The organism is Pseudohongiella sp. SYSU M77423 (genome assembly GCF_029911965.1).
Lineage (GTDB): Bacteria > Pseudomonadota > Gammaproteobacteria > Pseudomonadales > Pseudohongiellaceae > Pseudohongiella.
The window spans coordinates 256,138-276,042 of sequence record NZ_JARYTH010000003.1 but is presented as its reverse complement, the minus strand read 5'-3'; the positions used below and the strand labels follow the sequence as shown (position 1 = coordinate 276,042).

At 54.7% G+C, this 19,905-nt stretch carries 16 protein-coding genes and 2 tRNA genes; 1 reads left to right on the top strand and 17 read right to left on the bottom strand.

Annotated features, from left to right (window positions below):
- Positions 1–104: 104 nt before the first annotated feature.
- The 15 genes from QGM61_RS08940 to ftsH form a co-directional block, all read right to left on the bottom strand.
- Entirely contained in the window at positions 105–686 is a 582-nt protein-coding gene (locus QGM61_RS08940; RefSeq protein ID WP_281132742.1) for a tRNA-uridine aminocarboxypropyltransferase, read from the bottom strand.
- 77 nt (positions 687–763) lie between these two features.
- Positions 764–2,878: a polyribonucleotide nucleotidyltransferase gene (gene pnp / locus QGM61_RS08935; RefSeq protein ID WP_281132741.1), complete on the bottom strand. Its 2,115-nt coding sequence runs from the start codon at positions 2,876–2,878 to the stop codon at positions 764–766.
- Between the two features lie 105 nt (positions 2,879–2,983).
- Positions 2,984–3,253: a 30S ribosomal protein S15 gene (gene rpsO / locus QGM61_RS08930; RefSeq protein WP_237132115.1), complete on the bottom strand. Its 270-nt coding sequence runs from the start codon at positions 3,251–3,253 to the stop codon at positions 2,984–2,986.
- A 75-nt stretch (positions 3,254–3,328) separates the two neighbouring features.
- Positions 3,329–4,252 (bottom strand): tRNA pseudouridine(55) synthase TruB, encoded by a 924-nt coding sequence (gene truB, locus QGM61_RS08925; protein ID WP_281132740.1) that lies wholly within the window; start codon positions 4,250–4,252, stop codon positions 3,329–3,331.
- Position 4,253: 1 nt separating this feature from the next.
- Positions 4,254–4,715 (bottom strand): 30S ribosome-binding factor RbfA, encoded by a 462-nt coding sequence (gene rbfA / locus QGM61_RS08920; RefSeq protein WP_237132117.1) that lies wholly within the window; start codon positions 4,713–4,715, stop codon positions 4,254–4,256.
- Complete coding sequence (infB, locus tag QGM61_RS08915) at positions 4,715–7,318, bottom strand: translation initiation factor IF-2 (RefSeq protein ID WP_281132739.1); 2,604 nt, start codon at positions 7,316–7,318, stop codon at positions 4,715–4,717. The genes rbfA and infB overlap by 1 nt, the downstream gene beginning before the upstream one ends.
- A gap of 31 nt (positions 7,319–7,349) precedes the next feature.
- Entirely contained in the window at positions 7,350–8,834 is a 1,485-nt protein-coding gene (gene nusA, locus QGM61_RS08910) for a transcription termination factor NusA (protein WP_281132822.1), read from the bottom strand.
- A gap of 35 nt (positions 8,835–8,869) precedes the next feature.
- Entirely contained in the window at positions 8,870–9,319 is a 450-nt protein-coding gene (gene rimP, locus QGM61_RS08905) for a ribosome maturation factor RimP (RefSeq protein ID WP_237132119.1), read from the bottom strand.
- A 197-nt stretch (positions 9,320–9,516) separates the two neighbouring features.
- Positions 9,517–9,593: transfer RNA gene (locus QGM61_RS08900), tRNA-Met, on the bottom strand.
- A gap of 145 nt (positions 9,594–9,738) precedes the next feature.
- Positions 9,739–9,825: transfer RNA gene (locus tag QGM61_RS08895), tRNA-Leu, on the bottom strand.
- Positions 9,826–9,832: 7 nt separating this feature from the next.
- Positions 9,833–10,210 (bottom strand): preprotein translocase subunit SecG, encoded by a 378-nt coding sequence (gene secG, locus QGM61_RS08890; protein ID WP_237132120.1) that lies wholly within the window; start codon positions 10,208–10,210, stop codon positions 9,833–9,835.
- Positions 10,211–10,212: 2 nt separating this feature from the next.
- Positions 10,213–10,968 carry a triose-phosphate isomerase gene (tpiA, locus tag QGM61_RS08885; RefSeq protein WP_281132738.1) on the bottom strand — a complete coding sequence of 252 codons (756 nt, stop codon included), beginning with the start codon at positions 10,966–10,968 and terminating at the stop codon, positions 10,213–10,215.
- 115 nt (positions 10,969–11,083) lie between these two features.
- Positions 11,084–12,427 carry a phosphoglucosamine mutase gene (glmM, locus tag QGM61_RS08880; protein ID WP_281132737.1) on the bottom strand — a complete coding sequence of 448 codons (1,344 nt, stop codon included), beginning with the start codon at positions 12,425–12,427 and terminating at the stop codon, positions 11,084–11,086.
- A gap of 91 nt (positions 12,428–12,518) precedes the next feature.
- Positions 12,519–13,415 carry a dihydropteroate synthase gene (gene folP / locus QGM61_RS08875; protein WP_237132123.1) on the bottom strand — a complete coding sequence of 299 codons (897 nt, stop codon included), beginning with the start codon at positions 13,413–13,415 and terminating at the stop codon, positions 12,519–12,521.
- Between the two features lie 34 nt (positions 13,416–13,449).
- On the bottom strand, positions 13,450–15,387 hold the full coding sequence (ftsH, locus tag QGM61_RS08870) for an ATP-dependent zinc metalloprotease FtsH (protein ID WP_237132124.1): 1,938 nt from the start codon (positions 15,385–15,387) through the stop codon (positions 13,450–13,452).
- 280 nt (positions 15,388–15,667) lie between these two features.
- Here ftsH and yhbY point away from each other — a divergent pair, with 280 nt between their 5' ends.
- Entirely contained in the window at positions 15,668–16,003 is a 336-nt protein-coding gene (gene yhbY / locus QGM61_RS08865; RefSeq protein ID WP_237132125.1) for a ribosome assembly RNA-binding protein YhbY, read from the top strand.
- Positions 16,004–16,058: 55 nt separating this feature from the next.
- Here the strand turns inward: yhbY and greA are convergent, their stop codons facing one another.
- Together greA and carB are read right to left on the bottom strand one after the other, a co-directional pair.
- Entirely contained in the window at positions 16,059–16,535 is a 477-nt protein-coding gene (gene greA, locus QGM61_RS08860) for a transcription elongation factor GreA (RefSeq protein WP_237132126.1), read from the bottom strand.
- Between the two features lie 138 nt (positions 16,536–16,673).
- On the bottom strand, positions 16,674–19,898 hold the full coding sequence (gene carB / locus QGM61_RS08855) for a carbamoyl-phosphate synthase large subunit (protein ID WP_237132127.1): 3,225 nt from the start codon (positions 19,896–19,898) through the stop codon (positions 16,674–16,676).
- Positions 19,899–19,905: the final 7 nt, after the last annotated feature.

The following is a 19,905-nucleotide window of genomic DNA, read 5'->3' as shown; positions in this document are numbered from 1 at the left end:
TATTAGACCAGCCTGCTCCCTGATAATGACAATCAGTCTACCGCGCCGTTGCCCAGACAACCTTATCTTTTACTTTTCTAGCCGGAACCCGGGGTGCGGGAATTCTACCGGTAATTACGTTGATACACATCAGACCCCATGTATTCAATCTGCCTGTCGACCATGCGATCCATGGCCTGCAGCACCCTGTCATGGGTAACTTTGCGACCTTCCAGTTCTTGCAGGGTATACACTATCGCCTCCAGTGTCGATAAGGCGTCGGGCTCGCTCGCCCGACGAATGCGGTATCGACTGACCGGTACGGCATTGAGACTGAATCTTGGCAGGGACTGCAACATCGGCCAGGTATACAGCATTTTCCGACTGCGACGCCAACTGGCATCAAGAAAAACCAGGGGTCTGGGGCTGTGTTCGCGAAGTTCTTCAACCGGCAGGGACTCATCGCCCGGGTAGATCAGCACACAATTTTCAGGCAGCGATGGCAAAACGTCCTGCTTTACAGCAAGCGTTTGCAGGAGACAGTCAGAATAGCTGAGTGATGCGAGCCGGGCTGTCCCCAGCGGGTGTGTCGCCTCGCGTAAATCCTGCAGTATGACCAGCGGCCAGGTATTGGTTGCGGCTACAATGTCGGCGCAAAGGCAGGTTGAGATCGGTCTCTGACATCGGCTGCAGCGTTGTCGAGCCATGGCGAGTCCATTAAGGTGGGAATGATGATGCACCAGCGCCGTCAGTTAATGCACGACGCTGGCTTCATCTGCCGCAATCAGCTTGCAGCAAAAGCTTCTTTTTCGTCTTCGGTCACTTCTTTGATGCTCAGCTTGATTCGGCCGCGCGCATCAAGGTCCATGACTTTAACCAGCACATCCTGTCCTTCACTCAGATACTCACTGATATCTTCAACGCGATCAGAAGAAATCTGCGAGATGTGAACCAGACCGTCTTTGCCCGGCAGAATGGTTACAAAGGCACCGAAATCAACGATACGGGCAACCTTACCCATGTACAGCTTGCCTACTTCGGCTTCCGCTGTAATACGCTGAATCAGCTCAATGGCCTTGTCGCGAGAATCAGCATCTTCGCCATAAATGCGAATATTGCCATCATCGTCGATGTCCACAGACGCGCCACTTTCCTCTGTGATAGAGCGAATGGTGGCACCACCTTTACCAATGACATCACGAATCTTGTCGGAATCGACTTTCATCGTTGCCATGGATGGAGCATTCTCGGAAACGTTCGGACGGGCAGTAGCCAGTACTTTGTTCATTTCGCCGAGAATGTGCAGACGCGCTTCCAAGGCCTGGTTCAGAGCGATCTCCATGATCTCTTCATTGATGCCCTGGATCTTGATGTCCATCTGCAGTGCGGTCACACCCTTGTCAGTACCCGCCACTTTAAAGTCCATATCGCCGAGGTGGTCTTCATCACCCAGAATATCGGTGATCACCGAGAAGCGCTCACCATCCTTGATCAGACCCATTGCGATACCCGCAACCGGGGCAGTCAGCGGCACACCCGCATCCATCATGGCCAGTGAGCTGCCGCATACTGAAGCCATGGAGCTGGAGCCATTGGATTCGGTAATTTCCGACACCACACGGATGGCGTACGGGAATTCCTCTTCGCTCGGCATGACCGCCTGCACACCGCGCTTGGCCAGCTTGCCGTGGCCGATTTCGCGACGCTTGGGACCTGACATGAAGCCAGTTTCACCCACACAGAAGGGTGGGAAGTTGTAGTGGAACATGAAAGCTTCTTTTTTGGAGCCTTCCAGACCTTCGATCATCTGCGAATCACGAACAGCACCCAGAGTGGTAACTACCAGTGCCTGGGTCTCGCCACGCGTAAACAGGGCTGAACCGTGAGCCTTGGGCAGAACGCCTGTCTCGATCGCAATCGGACGAACTGTTTTGCTATCACGACCATCGATACGTGGCTGACCGTCAAGCACGCGATTGCGGACTACTTTTTTCTCGAGTTTTGCGAACACGCCTTTCACGTCGTCAGATGTGACACCTGACTCTTCGCTGACGAACTGCTGCTTGGCCTGCTCCAGCAACTGACCCAGTGCATCGTAACGCTGCATCTTGTCAGAAATCTGGTAAGCGTCGGTAATACCAGCAGTGAACGCATCGGCGATTGCCTTGACCAGTGTTTCGTTCTCTGGCTCTGGCTGCCATTCCCAGACCGGCTTGCCGGCTTCTGCCTTGAGCTCGTTGATTGCCTTAATAGCGCCCTGCATGGCTTCATGGCCATACAGTACCGCGCCCAGCATCTGGTCTTCGGTCAGTTGCTTGGCTTCTGATTCAACCATCAATACGGCTGATTCAGTGCCTGCCACAACCATGTCCAGCAATGAGGTTTCCAGCTGTTTGGCACCCGGGTTCAGGATATATCCATTCTCCGGGTCGAAACCGACGCGGGCTGCACCGATGGGGCCATGGAAAGGGATACCCGAGATAGCCAGAGCAGCTGATGCGCCAATCATGGCTGCTACATCAGGATCTTCGTCCTTGGTTGCAGAGATGACAGTACAGATGACCTGTACTTCATTTTTGAAACCCGATGGAAACAAGGGGCGGATAGGCCGGTCAATCAATCGCGAAACCAGCGTCTCTTTCTCGGTGGGACGCCCTTCGCGCTTGAAAAAGCCGCCGGGGATTTTACCGGCAGCGTAGGTTTTTTCCTGATAGTTGACAGTCAGCGGGAAAAAGTCGGCGCCAGGGGCAGCCGTCTTTTTGCCCACGACTGTAGCGAGCACCTGAGAGCCACCCATGGTGACAATCACAGCGCCGGTAGCCTGTCGTGCAACTTTACCGGTCTCCAGAGTGACCGTCTGGTCACCAAACTGGAAGGTCTTGCTTACAATATTAAACATACTCTGTTCCTGTTTTTTATTTGAGACCCGGGCAGCATTGCAGCAACATCCGTTTTACCAAGAGTCTCTTCTCACTGTCTCATCGTCTTGAAATTGCGATGCGTCTTAGCGACGCAGGCCCAGACGTTTGATCAGATCGGCATAACGGTCAACATCCTTGCGCTTCAGGTAATCCAGCAGCTTGCGACGGCTGTTTACCATGCGGATCAGACCACGACGAGAGTGGTGGTCGTGCTTGTGTTCACGGAAGTGATCCTGCAGCAGATTGATGTTCTCAGTCAGCAACGCAACCTGTACTTCGGGAGAACCCGTGTCATTGTCGCCGCGTCCGTATTCGTTAACAATTGCCTGTTTCTGTTCAGTCGTTAAAGCCATTTTAAAATCTCCAGTTCAATATGCATTAATGTTTAATGACATCCTGTCAGCCAGCATAACCGTGCATAATTACAGTTACCTGGTGTCTTCCTTCATTAATCGGCGTGGAGCCACTCGACCATCATCGAGCACTTCTCCCATACCGAAGAATTCTTCTTCATCGTACAGACGCACCAGACCAGCGTCTGGAAGATGTCTGACCATCACGGCCTGCCCCTGCTTCATGTAGGCTGCAGTCGTTGCTGGCATATGGACTGCCGGCAAGTGCTCAATGGCCTTGTCGGCTGGACGCAATAACGCATCAACAGCCTCCAGCCCCCGGGCTTCATGCAGCTCTTTCAGGGCGTCGAGCGTCACGCACTCGTCAATTCCAAAAACGCCGGCCTGCAGCCTTCGCAGCTCCGTCACGTGCCCGCCGCAACCCAGGCTTTCTCCCAGGTCGTCAGCAATGGTACGCACATAGGTTCCTTTGCTGCAACGTATTTCCAGCTCAGCACTGTCGCCGTCGAACGACACCAGCCGAAGCTCGTGGACTGTCACCAGGCGTGGTGTCCGCTCCACCTGTTGTCCCGCCCGGGCAAGTTTGTACAAGGGCTGACCTTTGTGCTTCAGGGCAGAGTACATCGGCGGCAACTGCTCAATTTGACCGACAAACTGTGTCAGCGCCGTGACAACATCTGACTCACTGACCGAGACCGGTCGGCGACTGATCACTTCGCCTTCAGCGTCTGCAGTGTCAGTCCTTTCTCCAAACTTTACCCGTGTCAGATATCGCTTGTCCGCTTCCAGCAGAAACTGCGACACTTTGGTTGCCTCTCCAAAACACAGTGGCAACACGCCGGTAGCCAGAGGATCAAGCGCCCCGGTATGTCCTGCCTTGGCGGCCTGCAACAACCTTTTGGCTTGCTGCAGACAGGCATTGGAGCTAATACCCTGAGGCTTGTCTACCAGCAGAATACCGCTTATCGGGCGGCCTTTCTGCTTTCTGCCAGCTGCCAATTCAGTGCCTCTCTTCCTGACTGTCACCCGTATCCGGGGTGTCCGCACCTTCACCGTGCTCGCTATCCTCTTCAAGCGCCCTGTCGATCAGGCTGGAGAGGTACCGCCCACGGGCAATACTTTCATCGTAGCGAAACTGCAGGGCGGGTGTTGTTCGCAGGCGCAATTCTTTGCCCAGCAGACTGCGCAGATAGCCAGAGGCTTTGTTGAGAACCGCCAGGCTGTCATCAATCTGCTTGCGGTCCAGCTCGCCCATATCTTTAAGCTGGCTGTCCAGACCAACTGCGTCGCGCGTCATCACAGTCACAAATACTGTGGCATGCGCAAAATCACGACTTACATCAACACCTGTTACCGAAACCATGCCAAGCCGGGGATCACCTATTTCGCGCATGATCAGATCCGCGAGAATTCGCTGGATCTGATCGGCTACCCGTTGTGCGCGCGGAGATGTATTACTCATCAGAGTGTTCTGGCTACCTCAATGGTCTGGTAAACCTCGATCTTGTCGCCTACTTTGACATCGTTGTAGTTCTTCACGCCGATACCACATTCCATGCCGTTGCGGACTTCACTGGCGTCGTCTTTAAAGCGGCGCAGAGATTCCAGCTCGCCTTCAAAGATCACCACGTTGTCACGCAGAACACGGATGGGACGGCTGCGGTATACCGTGCCTTCCACCACCATACAGCCGGCCACCTGGCCAAACTTTGGTGAATTGAACACGTCACGAACCTCAGCCACACCCAGGATTTCTTCACGCAGCTCAGGCTCAAGCATACCGCCAAGAATGGCCTTCACGTCATCAATCACGTCGTAAATGACGTTGTAGTAACGCAGGTTGATGCCTTCGTTTTCGATGACATCACGGGCAGACTTATCCGCACGGACGTTGAAGCCGATCAGCATCGCATTGGAGGTTGCCGCCAGGTGCGAATCGGTTTCGGAAATACCACCGACGCCAGCGGCTACCACGTTGACTTCTACCTCATCGGTACCAAGCTTCTGCAGCGAGCCGACGATGGCTTCCATCGAGCCACGTACATCTGCCTTGATGATGACGTTGAGGATGCTCTTACCCGCTTTGCCGATACCGGCAAACATGGCTTCCAGCTTATTGCCCTGTTGCAGTGCGTTTTGCTTTTCCTTGTGCTTTTCACGGCGGAATTCAGCAACTTCCTTGGCGCGCTTCTCGTCAGCTACAACAACAAATTCATCGCCTGCTTCAGGAACGCCATTGAAACCCAACACCTCAACGGGGATGGAGGGTCCAGCCGACTTAACCTGGCGACCCGCCTCATCAATCAGTGCTCGTACACGGCCAAATTCGTAGCCGGCAAGAATAGTGTCGCCAACATTCAGCGTACCGTTCTGAACCAGAACTGACGCAACCGGGCCACGCCCCTTGTCCAGACGTGACTCGATCACAACACCTTTGCCTGGTGCATCGACAAAGGCCTTGAGTTCCAGCAGCTCAGCCTGAAGCAGAATGGCTTCCAGCAGTTCTTCAATACCCTGGCCAGTATGAGCAGATACCTGAACAAACTGGACGTCACCGCCCCAGCTTTCCGGTATCACGTCTTTGGCAGCCAGCTCACTGGTCACTTTATCAATATCGATATCTTCTTTGTCGACCTTGGTAATGGCGACAACGATTGGCACCTCCGCAGCGCGGGCGTGCTGAATTGCTTCCTCAGTCTGCGGCTTGACGCCATCATCTGCTGCAACCACCAGTACTACAACGTCAGTTGACTTGGCACCGCGTGACCGCATGGCACTGAAGGCCGCGTGTCCCGGGGTATCCAGGAAACAGATCATGCCGTGGTCTGTCTCAACGTGATAGGCGCCAATGTGCTGGGTAATACCACCGGCTTCGCCGGCAGCAACAGATTCTTTGCGAATGAAATCCAGCAACGATGTCTTACCATGGTCAACGTGACCCATGACAGTAACCACAGGTGCGCGTGTGATTGCTTCATCACCGCCTTCATAGACCAGTGACTCGTACAGATCGTCTTCGATTGCATCCGCCGAGACGAATTTTGCGGTATGACCCATCTCTTCAATCAGCAGTGTCGCAGTATCCTGATCCAGAGCCTGGTTGATGGTTGCCATGACACCCATCTTGAACAGCGCCTTGATCAACTCAGCCGACTTGACTGACATTTTTTGAGCGAGGTCGCCAACGGTATTGGCTTCACCGATGGTGATTTCGCGAGAAATAAACTCAGTGGGCTTCTCGAAACCGTGCTGCTTGTTGCGCGACTTCTTGCGGGGACCGCCGCGACGACCACGCCCACCATCGTCGAACTCGCCATCTTCGAGCACAAAATCATCAATCCTGGCTTTACCAGGCTTCTTGCCAGCAACCGCCTTTTTGCGGAAACCGGATTTCTTTTCTTCATCCTTGTCATCGACATCAGCTTTACGCCCGCTTTTTGCAGCGGGTTTAGCTTTACCACGACCGGGTTTGGCGCTGTCTGGATCCTGAGCCGGAACATCGGCAACCGGGGCGGCTGGCTTAGCCTCTGCTGTATCAGCAGCTGGTGCCTTTTCCGGCTCCGCGGCGTCGGAAGTTTCAGCTGGGGATGCCTCAGTAGCAGCATCTTTCTTGCCCACGTCTGCGTCTTTACCAGATTCTTCTGCTGGAGAATCAGTCGTCGCTTCAACTGCAGGCTCTGCTGCTGCCAGTTCCTGATCCAGCGCCTCTGGTGGAACAATCAGTTCCTCTTCAGCCGGCTTCTCTGGTTGCAGTTCACTGCGTTTTACATAGGTACGCTTTTTACGTACTTCAACGCTGACGGTTTTTCCGCGCCCCTGACCGGAGGCGGTTTTTAGGGTTTCAACCGTCTTTCGCTTCAGCGTAATTTTCTTCGGTGAAGCATCGGCGCTGGCCGCGGCTCCATGACTGCGACGCAGGAACAGCAGCAATGTATTTTTGTCTTCATTGGAAATAGGCTCCTCCGCACGCTTATGCGGGAGACCTGCCTCCTTAATCTGGGCAAGAAGCCTTTCTGTGGTCACACCGACCACTTTGGCCAGTTCACCGACTGTTACATCTGCCATCTAGTTACTCCTGTCTGCTCTTGCCGCCTGGTTATTCAAACCACGGTGCACGAGCCGTCATAATCAATTTGCCGGCACGCTCTTCAGTCATGCCGTCAATATCCATCAATTCGTCGATCGACTGTTCAGCCAGATCTTCCATGTTGAGGATGCCTTTCTCTGCCAGCGACATCGCCAGCGCATCATCCATGCCTTCCATGTTCAGCAGGTCTGCTTCCAGATTGGCGCTGGACAGTCCTTCCTCGGATGCTATCGCCTGTGTCAGCAGCGCATCACGGGCACGATCCCTAAGTTCTTTAGCGATATCTTCATCAAAGCCGTCGATACTCAGCAATTCGTCCATCGGAACATAGGCAATCTCTTCCAGTGAGGTAAAACCCTCACTGACCAGCAGTTCGGCGACATCTTCATCCACATCCAGCTTGTTCATGAATGCAGTGATGTAGGTGCTTGCCTCACGCTGCTGTTTGTCTTGCGCTTCCTCAATGCTCATTACATTAATCGCCCAGCCGGTAAGCTCAGCGGACAGACGCACGTTCTGACCGTTGCGACCGATTGCCTGTGCAAGATTGTCTTCTTCAACAGCAACATCCATTGTGTGGCTGTCTTCGTCCATGACGATAGACGCCACTTCGGCAGGCGCCATCGCATTGATCACCAGCTGCGCAGGGTTGTCGTCCCACAGAATGATGTCGATACGCTCATTGGCCAGCTCGTTAGAGACCACCTGCACGCGTGAACCGCGCATACCTACGCAGGCACCAACCGGATCGATCCTGCCATCATTGGTACTGACGACGATCTTGGCGCGCGAGCCAGGATCTCGCGCTGCTGCGCGAATTTCGATTACACCATCAGCAATTTCCGGCACTTCAATCTTGAACAGCTCGATCAGCATGGCCGGAGCGGTGCGACTGAGAAACAGCTGAGGCCCACGGATCTCCTGACGGACATCCTGAAGCAACGCACGAATGCGATCACCAGTGCGGAACATCTCTCTGGGGATCATCTGATCACGAAGCAGAATCGCTTCTGCATTGCCACCCAGATCGACGAGCACACTTTCGCGAGTAACTTTCTTGACAGTACCCGACACCAGCTGACCGATACGATCGCGGTATTCACTGACGACCAGTTCGCGCTCAGCCTCACGCACCTTTTGCACGATAACCTGTTTGGCGGTCTGGGCAGCGATTCGACCGAATTCTACGTTTTCGATTTTCTCTTCCCAGACATCACCGATGTCCAGATCCGGGTTCTTTTCGCGCGCCTGATCCAGAGTCATTTGATGACCTGGCTCTTCCAGATCTTCATCAGCCACTACATCCCAGGTGCGAAATGTTTCGTACTGACCGTTCTTGCGATTAATGGCAACCCGGCAGCTGGCTTCTTCGCTTTCAAAACGCTTTTTGGTCGCAGTCGCCAGAGCAGTCTCAATGGCTTCGAAAATAACGTCGCGTGACACTCCCTTCTCGTTAGAGACCGCGTCTGCAACTGCCAGAATTTCTTTACTCATCATAGTAGTGTCACCTTACAAACGAAACACGCGAATCAGAACGCGATGTTGGCCTTGTCAATCTGGTCAAACGGGATTTCAACCGGTTCGTTATCGACGATCATGGTGATATTGCCCGCTTCAGCGTGCTGCAATAAACCTTTAAATTTACGTCGCCCATTGATCGGACCACGCAAGCGCAAACTGATTACCTCACCAAGGAATTCCTGATACTGCTTGAGCGTAAACAGCGGTCGGTCGAGGCCGGGCGAGGAAACCTCCAATGTATACTCACCAGGGATGGGGTCTTCAACGTCAAGTACCGCACTGACTTGTCGACTGACGCTTTCGCAGTCGTCGATTGTGACACCCTCCGGGCTGTCGATATAAATACGCAGGAGTGATGAGCGCCCTCTGACGAGGTACTCCACACCCCACAGTTCAAGGCCAAGGGCCTTAACCGTCGGTTCCAGCAGCTGTGTAATCTTGTCAGTTGATGTCGCCAAATTTCCGCCAATCCATATCGACTGCACAAACAAAAAGTGGGCCTGCGGCCCACTTTGAAGAATGCTATCACTTGCTTTCGGGGCCAGCCAGTTACAATTCGTCCGCTCTCGGACGACCTGTTTCAGACCACCTAACAAAAAGCCCCATCATGGGGCCTTTTGTAGCAGCGCCGGCAAACGGCTCGGCGGCTGCGAATTGGTAGCGGGGGCAGGATTTGAACCTACGACCTTCGGGTTATGAGCCCGACGAGCTGCCAGACTGCTCCACCCCGCAACAAAACTTTAATTATTTCAATTTGATGCAAAAGATCTTCGCTATTTGCACCCAGATGGCTTCTGGCGTTGCCATCATCTGAGGGTGGGTATTCTAGCGCCGGGCCGGAGAAATAGTCAAGCCCGATTTTACTTTTGCGGTAAGTTGGTGCCGAAGGCGAGACTTGAACTCGCACGACCAAAAGGTCACTACCCCCTCAAGATAGCGTGTCTACCAATTCCACCACTTCGGCTAAAGGTTTACTGCGGCTCCGACTCCGGGACCGCCGGTATATCTGACGAATCTACAGGCGCACTCACCTGCGGAATATCTGATTGCTGCTCCATTTCACGCAGCAACTCCGGATTTACCAATGGCGCGCCGTCTTCCGCACCTGCACCAATGCTGTACTGCTTTGCGTAAATCGCAAGAACCAGACTGGTCGCAAAAAATATCACAGCAGCCACGGTTGTGGATTTAGTCAGGAAGTTACCGCTTCCGGACGCACCGAACACCGTCTGCGAGGATCCGCTACCAAACGCCGCTCCGGCGTCTGCGCCTTTGCCCTGCTGCAAAAGCACCAGCCCGACAATCGCGATCGCGGCGATGACATGCACTACAACTATCAGCGTTTCCATAATTAACTCACGCTCTTACAAATTCGTATAAAGGCCTGCGCGTTCAGCGAGGCACCACCCACCAGACCACCATCTATGTCCGGGCATGCAAACAGCTCTTCAGCGTTATCAGCTGTGACGCTACCGCCATAGACAATCTGCACAGCATCGGCGACCGCTGCATCATGCCTGGCCAGGTACTGCCGGATCACTGCATGCATATGCTGCGCCTGCTCACTGGTTGCGGACAATCCCGTTCCTATCGCCCAGACTGGCTCGTAGGCAATCACCGAACCAGCGAACGCGGAGACTCCGTGTGCCGCTACCACGCTCGCAATCTGCGCCAGCACCGTCTCTTCAGCAGCACCTCTGTCGCGCTGCTCACGCGTCTCACCCACGCATAAAACCGGAATCATTCCCGCTTCCGATACTGCCCCGACCTTGCTGGCAATCAGCTGGTCGGTCTCGCCGTACAGCTGGCGCCGCTCCGAATGCCCTACGATTACATAGCGCACATTGAAGTCGCGCAACATACTGGCAGCAACCTCGCCTGTGTAAGCCCCCGAAGACTGTTCGCAGACATTCTGGGACCCAACAATCAGTTCGCTGCCGTGTGCGGCTTCGGTCACCTGTGTCAGATAGGGGAACGGCGGACAGACAACGACATCGACACCGTTGACTCCCTCGGACAGACCGGTCAGCAGACCCTGCATCAAGTCATTGATATCGGCTCGCGAGCCATTCATTTTCCAGTTGCCGGCCACCAGCGCCCGTCGCATACGCTCAACCCTCTATCCTTCGGCTGCCTGTCCTCGACAGAGCGGGGGCGACACTATAACCACTTTGCTGAAGGCATGCAAGCAGACTCAATACAGGCATGATTCAGCACCTGACCTACTCGACAGCACGCACGATATCTGCCAATTGTGCGGCATACCGGCTGACCTGCTCAGCCTGCTCACCCTCGACCATGACCCTGATCAGAGGCTCGGTCCCTGACGGGCGCAGAAGCACTCGACCACGACCAGCCATTTCAGATTCGAGCTGCTTGACTGCATTGATCACATTGATGTCATTCATCACCCGCTGCTTGTCCGCAATACGGACATTGATCATGGTCTGCGGCATTTTTTGCATTTCAGTGCACAGCGCGTTCAGCGAACTGCCCGTCTGCACCATCGCCGCCAGAACCTGTAGCGCAGAGACGACGCCGTCGCCGGTAGTCGTCGCATCCAGGCAGATGATATGGCCGGATGACTCCCCACCGAGCTGCCACTGGTGCTGCTTAAGAGCCTCCATTACGTACCGGTCGCCCACACTGCTGCGCACAAACGGCACTGCCAGTGACTTCAGGCCCAGCTCAAGACCCAGATTGCTCATCTGTGTGCCAACCACACCACCCAGGTTGACGCCTCGTCGTCGACGGTCCTTCGCAATGATAAACAGCAATTCATCACCATCAACGATGTTGCCCAGGTGGTCGATCATGATGACACGGTCACCATCACCATCGAAGGCAATACCCAGGTCGGCCTTCTCGGACAGCACCTCTCTAACCAGTTGGTCGGGCGCTGTGGAGCCGCAGCCCTCATTGATATTCAAACCATCCGGCTTCACGGAGATTGCCTTGACACTGGCACCCAGTTCAGAAAATACACTGTTGGCAATGTGATAGGTTGAACCGTTGGCACAATCGACCACAATCCTCAGGCCTCGCAGCACACTGCCACCAGGAATCGTGCGCTTGCAGAACTCGATGTAACGCCCAGCCGCATCAGAGATTCGCGACGCCTTGCCCAGCTGCTGGGAAGGAACCGTGGTCAGGTCGCGCTCAAGGTATTCCTCGATGGCAAGCTCGGTTTCGTCAGGCAACTTGGCGCCGTCCCCAGAGAAAAACTTGATGCCATTATCCTGGAAAGCGTTGTGGGAAGCACTGATGACGATACCTGCCTGCGCCTGAAAGGTTCGTGTCAGATACGCAATAGCGGGCGTTGGCATCGGACCAAGCATGTGGATATCTACGCCTGCGGAGGCGAGCCCCGCCTCCAGCGCCGACTCGAACATATAGCCGGAGATGCGCGTATCTTTGCCGATCAGAATCTTGCTACGACCACCACTCTCCCGCGCAAAGACCTTGCCAGCGGCCCATCCCAGTTTCAGCATGAAATCAGGCGTGATGGGATACTCACCTACGTGCCCGCGAATTCCGTCAGTACCAAAGTATCGTTTTTCCTGCATCGTAGACGATTCCTTATTGTTCTTTGATCGTTGTGATATCTGCCATCAGTGTTTACTGCCGCAGATTCAGCCAGCGAACGCCATCAGCGCGCTAGCCATGTTGTACTGTTGCCGCCAGAACCCGCATGGCATCGACTGTCTCTGGCACATCGTGAACACGTATGATGTCTGCGCCATTCGCAGCCGCTATGACTGCCGCCGCCAGACTGCCCGCCATACGCTGATCAACCGGCCGATCCACGACACGACCAATCATCGATTTTCGCGACATACCGACCAGCACCGGCAGATTGTGCCGCCCCCGAAAATAGCTCAAGTGTGCCAGCAGATGATAATTGTGTTCGTCAGATTTACCAAACCCGAAACCAGGATCAACACACAAACGTGATCGGTCGATTCCTGCGGCCTCTGCACTGATAACGCGCCGACTGAGAAAATCATCCACTTCTTCGAGAACATTCTGGTAGCTCGGCTGATCCTGCATATTGGATGGCTGGCCCTGCATATGCATCAGGCAGACGGCCATTTCGCTGGCGGCGGCAGCGGCGAGTGCACCTTCACGCTGCAGGGCCCGCACGTCATTAACCATGCCCGCACCCGATGCAGCTCCCGAGGTGATGACCGACGGCGTGCTGGTGTCGATCGAAATGATGACATCCAACTCTCCGGCAATCGCCTCAACAACCGGTATTACCCGGTCGAGCTCCTCCTGCTCTGAGACCGGTCTGGCGCCAGGCCGGGTCGACTCACCGCCAACATCAAGCAAAGCAACACCCGCCGCGACCATGGACTCTGCCTGGCGCAGTACTTTGTCGATTGATACGGAGAAGGAGGTTTTTCGTGCGGCAAATTGACCGCCATCCGAGAAGGAGTCAGGCGTTACATTAATGACGCCCATGACAACAGGCGTAGAGAGATCAAGCCAGCGGCCTGAACAACACAGCCCCCGTTGCCGGGGGCGTGCCAGATTGGATCTATCAGTTGTCATTCGTGCCGACTAGCTGCCACTCATGAAAGGACGATCAATGTTCGCTGGCCGGACCACCGATCGGATTGTCAGTCCGCTCGCTTTCATCGCTGACCTTGTCGTCGCTCGCATCAGAGCGCGCAGAGCCGGACCCACTGCTCGGGTCAGACCAGTCAGCTGGTGGACGGGGCTTGCGCCCGTCCATGATGTCATTGATCTGCTCAACGTCAATGGTTTCGTACTCCATCAAGGCGTCTTTCATCAACTCAAGCTTGTCGCGGTTCTCATCCAGCAAGCGCTTGGCAGTGCCATAGCAATAATCAATGATACGCTTGATCTCTTCGTCGATCAGTTTTGCGGTTTCGCCCGAATGCTGAGTCTGCGACCCACCAGCTGAGCGCCCCAGGAACACTTCACCATCGTCCTCGGCATACATCAGTGGTCCCAGTTTTTCGGACAGACCCCACTTGGTTACCATGTTTCTGGCCATCTCGGTCGCGCGCTGGATGTCGTTGGACGCACCCGTAGTAACGCCTTCCTCACCCAGAGTCATCTCTTCCGCGATACGACCACCATAGAGGCTGCATATCTGGCTGATAATCGCGCGTTTGCTGATGCTGTAACGATCCTCTTCAGGCAGGAACATTGTCACACCCAACGCACGGCCGCGCGGGATGATACTGACTTTATAGACAGGATCATGTTCCGGCACCAGGCGCCCCACGATCGCATGACCTGCTTCATGGTAGGCAGTATTGGTTTTTTCTTTCTCGGACATGACCATGGACTTGCGCTCTGTGCCCATCATGATCTTGTCTTTGGCTTTCTCGAACTCCTCCATGGTGACCAGGCGCTTGCTGGCACGCGCTGCAAACAATGCAGCCTCGTTAACCAGGTTGGCAAGGTCGGCACCGGAGAAGCCGGGCGTGCCGCGCGCAATCACTGCTGCATCAACGTTGTCCGCGATCGGCACTTTACGCATGTGCACCTTGAGAATCTGCTCGCGACCACGAATGTCCGGCAACCCTACGACAACCTGTCGGTCGAAACGACCAGGGCGCAGCAGAGCCGGATCAAGCACGTCAGGACGGTTGGTAGCTGCGATAACAATAATGCCGTCGTTGACCTCGAAACCGTCCATCTCAACCAGCAACTGGTTCAATGTCTGCTCGCGCTCATCGTGACCACCACCAAGGCCGGCACCACGGTGACGACCTACTGCATCGATCTCGTCGATGAAGATAATACAGGGAGCCTGTTTTTTGGCCTGATCAAACATGTCGCGTACACGAGACGCACCCACACCTACAAACATCTCGACAAAATCAGAACCCGAGATGGAGAAGAATGGCACTTTGGCCTCACCGGCGATGGCTTTTGCAAGCAATGTCTTACCGGTACCCGGCTGACCGACCATCAGAATGCCGCGCGGGATGCGGCCACCCAGGCGCTGGAATTTGTCGGGCTCGCGCAGGAAGTCGACCAGCTCTTTGACGTCTTCCTTGGCCTCTTCAACACCAGCCACATCCGAGAATGTCACTTTGATCTGGTCTTCACCCAGCAGTTTGGCCTTGCTCTTGCCGAATGACATGGGACCGCCCTTGCCGCCGCCAGCACCACCCTGCATCTGCCGCATAAAGAAAAAGAACAGCGCAATTATGATCAGAATCGGGAAACTGGCCACGAGCAGCTGCGTCCACAGGCTCTGCCGCTCAGGTTCCGAGGCCCTGATCTCAACGCCATTGTTAAACAGGTCAGACATCAGTTCATCGTCACCGATCATCGGGATCGTGGTGGTGAAACGGCTGTTGTCAGTACGGACGCCACTGACGGATACGCCGGAAATATTGACCGACTCTACCTGCCCGCTGCGGACTTCCCGAATAAATTCGGAGTAATTAACCTGCGAAGTTGCCGGCTCCTGATTGATATTGTTGAACACTGTCAGCAATACCGCTGCAATCACCATCCAAAGCAGTAAATTCTTCGCCATGTCGTTCAAGGGAGACCCCCTTTTAATGTGTCATTTTCAAACTGATAAGACCGCCTAAACGGCCTTTGCCATTCCCTCAGATCCCGACGTCATTATTGTTGAGTTCGTGACTGCTGCGCTTGGCAACAATGAGACAACCGCGTCTCGCCGGCTGGATTTTCACTATCTGATACGTTATTAAGATGGGGACCGGATTCGATATTACAAGATACAACTCTTGATTGTCCAAGAAATGCTGACCTACAATGCGCGTCCTTTCTTCAAATCACCCGGATTTTTTATGAGCAATCGCAAGCAACCACTGAGTAATCAGGAACTTAAAAAGCTTCGCGCTATCGCACACGGGCTCAAACCAGTCGTGACCATCGCCCAGAACGGGCTCAGCGAGGGCGTTTTGAAGGAAATAAACCGGGCTTTGGCACAGCACGAACTGATTAAAATAAAAGTCAGCGTCGGAGACAGGGATGCTCGTCAGGAAGTAACCGAAGAGGTGTGCCAGCAAACCGGCGCGCAATGTGTGCAGAGTATCGGCAATGTTGTGGTGCTGCTAAAGCCTGCCGCCAAACCCGATCCCAAACTGTCTAATCTGCTTCGTTTTGGCGGAACTCCGCAGTAATCGGGGCGCCATCACCAATCTGGAGGGCCAGGCACTTGGCCCGGCCCGCCAGCGATTAGAGGTGTTCTACCTGATCCACCTCGTACTCGATGTCGCCTGATGGTGCTTTGACCACCACAACGTCACCTTCTTCCTTACCCATGATGGCTCGCGCGATCGGTGAGGCAACAGAGATTTTTCCGGCTTTTACATCAGCCTCATCTTCACCCACGATCTGGTAACGCACGGTCGCATCAGACTCCAGATTCAGCAGCGTCACGGTAGAGCCAAAGATGACCTTGCCAGACTCGGCTATGGTCGTAACATCAATGATCTCAGAATCGGCGAGTTTGCCCTCGATCTCCTTGATGCGACCTTCGCAGAAGCTCTGCTGCTCGCGGGCAGCATGGTACTCCGCGTTTTCGCGCAAATCGCCGTGTTCACGCGCCTCCGCAATAGCCTGGATGATTGCTGGTCGTTTCACCGTCTTCAACTCATTGAGTTCTGCGCGCAGTTTCTCCGCGCCGCCAATGGTCATGGGCACTTTTCTCATATCACTCTCACAGATTCCCCTGGAATCTAAAATCAAGGAATAAAAAAAATACCGGCGGGACTTCCCCAGGGAAGCCCCGCCAGCACTCTCGACTCTATATAATGCTTAGTTTGGACTGCGTTGTCCAGCCACCAGGAATCAGCTCACCGTCAGGCGCGCATGCAGCTCCTGTAGGGTGTAGACGGAAAGCTGATCACCGAATGCCAATGCATCACACACTGCGCTGGCACTGGCCAGTGTCGTCGTGCAGAACACATCATGTCGCAGAGCAGTCCGGCGAATCGTTGATGAATCGGCGATCGCCTGCTTGCCTTCGGTTGTATTGACGATAAGGTCAATTTCCTCATTTTTGATCATATCAACAACATGAGGACGCCCTTCCATCACCTTGTTGACACGCTTGACCTCAAGACCCGCTGCCTCGATGACCGCCGCCGTGCCTGTCGTCGCAACCAGCGAGAAGCCCAGCTCATGGAAGCGTCTGGCAACCGCCGCCACTTTGGGTTTGTCTGCCTCACGAACACTGATGAAGACCGTGCCGCTGCGGGCAATTTCTTCACCGGCACCAAGCTGCGACTTGGCAAAGGCTTCCGCAAAAGTCTCACCAACACCCATTACTTCGCCGGTAGATTTCATCTCCGGACCCAGAATGGGGTCTACACCCGGGAACTTGTTGAACGGGAACACAGCCTCTTTAACTGCATAGGTTTTCGGTATGATCTCTTTGGTGAAGCCCTGTTCCGCCAGTGATGTACCGGCCATGCAGCGCGCCGCAACCTTGGCCAGCGACACACCGATGCACTTGGACACAAACGGCACGGTACGCGAGGCACGCGGATTGACTTCAATCACATAGATTTCACCGTCCTGGTAGGCCAGCTGCGTATTCATCAGGCCAACCACGTTCAATTCTCTTGCCAGGCTGGCAACCTGCTCACGAATCAGATTCTGAACATCCGCCGGCAGGTTGTACGGTGGCAGCGAGCACGCTGAGTCACCTGAGTGAACACCGGCCTGCTCAATATGCTGCATGATGGCACCGACGACGACATCCTTGCCGTCGCTGACCAGATCGACATCGATTTCGATGGCGGCATTAAGGAAGTAATCCAGCAGCACCGGACTGTCATTGCCGACCTTGACGACGTTGCGCATATAACGATTGAGTTCTTCCTCGTTATAGACGATCTCCATCGCGCGACCACCCAGCACGTACGACGGACGCACGACCAGCGGGTAGGAAATACGCTCGGCTTCTGCGATGCACTGTTCGACGCTGCGCACGATACAGTTCGGTGGTTGCTTCAGGCCCAGCTTCTGGATCAGCTTCTGGAAGCGCTCACGATCCTCGGCCAGATCGATGGCATCCGGGCTGGTACCAATGACAGGTACACCAGCCTGCTCCAATCGGGTCGCCAGGTTGAGCGGTGTCTGGCCGCCAAACTGAACTATCACACCCACTGGTTTTTCGACTGCCACAATCTCCAGTACATCTTCCAGCGTTACCGGCTCGAAATACAGGCGATCGGAGATGTTGTAGTCTGTAGAAACAGTTTCCGGGTTGCAGTTGACCATGATGGTCTCGTAACCGTCTTCCCGCATCGCCAGTGCCGCGTGCACGCAGCAATAGTCAAACTCAATGCCCTGACCGATGCGGTTCGGACCACCGCCAAGCACCATGATTTTTTTCCGGTCACTGGGCCGTGACTCGCACTCCGGCTCGTAGCATGAATACATGTAAGCGGTTGTTGACTTGAACTCGGCGGCACAGGTGTCAACGCGCTTGTAGACCGGCCGCACACCCAGAGAATGCCTGCACTCGCGCACGGCCTGTTCGGTCTCAGCGAGCAGATCAGCCAGGCGTGCATCCGAGAAACCCTTACGTTTCAGCGCAAACAGCTGTTCCTTGTTCAGATCCTGCAGGCGCAGCTGCGTTATGTTCAGCTCATCCTTGATCAGGTCTTCGATCTGCGCCAGGAACCAGGGGTCGATGCCCGTCAGCTCAGCCACGGTATCAACTGACCAGCCCTGCCGGAAAGCGTCGCCCACATACCGAATGCGGTCACTGCCCGCATCCATCAGCTCGCCTCTCAGGATATCCATGGCATCACTGACCCCCGTATCCAGAATCGGATCGAGACCATTGATGCCTACTTCCAGTCCACGCAAGGCTTTCTGCAGCGACTCCTGGAAGGTGCGACCTATCGCCATGACTTCACCGACCGACTTCATCTGGGTCGTGATGCGGTCATTGGCTTCCGGGAATTTTTCAAAGGTGAAGCGCGGGATCTTGGTAACCACATAGTCGATGGATGGCTCAAATGAGGAGGGAGTGGCTCCACCCGTGATTTCATTGCGCAGCTCATCCAGTGTGAATCCCACAGCCAGCTTGGCTGCAACGCGGGCAATCGGGAAGCCGGTTGCCTTGGACGCCAGCGCTGATGAACGCGACACGCGTGGATTCATTTCGATAACTACCAGCCGGCCGGTCTTTGGGCACATACCGAACTGAACGTTGGAACCACCGGTTTCCACACCGATCTCGCGAAGTACCGCAATCGACGCGTTTCGCAGAATCTGGAATTCTTTGTCCGTCAGGGTCTGTGACGGCGCCACCGTGATAGAGTCGCCGGTATGCACACCCATCGCATCGAAGTTTTCAATGGTACAGACGATGATGCAGTTGTCATTTTTATCGCGGACAACTTCCATCTCATACTCTTTCCAGCCAATCAGCGACTCATCAATCAGCAGCTCATTGGTAGGGGACAGCTCCATACCACGCGTGCATATTTCAACAAACTCTTCCTTGTTATAGGCAATACCACCACCAGTGCCGCCCATTGTGAACGAGGGACGAATAATGCAGGGGAAACCCACTTCATCCAGCGCTTTGAAGGCCTCCTCCATGCTGCGCGCAATGCCGTGGCGTGGCGTTGCCAGCCCGATGGCTTTCATCGCGTCATCGAACAGCTCCCGGTCCTCTGCCTTGTCGATTGACTCGGCGCGCGCGCCAATCATCTCGACATTGTACTTGGCCAGCACGCCATGCTTTTCGAGATCCAGCGCGCAGTTGAGCGCCGTCTGACCTCCCATTGTTGGCAATATGGCGTCAGGACGCTCTTTTTCGATGATTTTTTCCACGATCTGCCAGGTTACCGGCTCGATGTAGGTCGCATCGGCCATCGCCGGATCGGTCATAATGGTTGCGGGATTGGAGTTGACCAGAATGACGCGGAATCCTTCCTCGCGCAGCGCCTGGCAGGCCTGGGCGCCCGAGTAGTCAAACTCACAGGCCTGGCCGATGACAATCGGACCGGCCCCGATGATCAGGATACTTTTGATATCTGTACGTTTAGGCATAACTGAA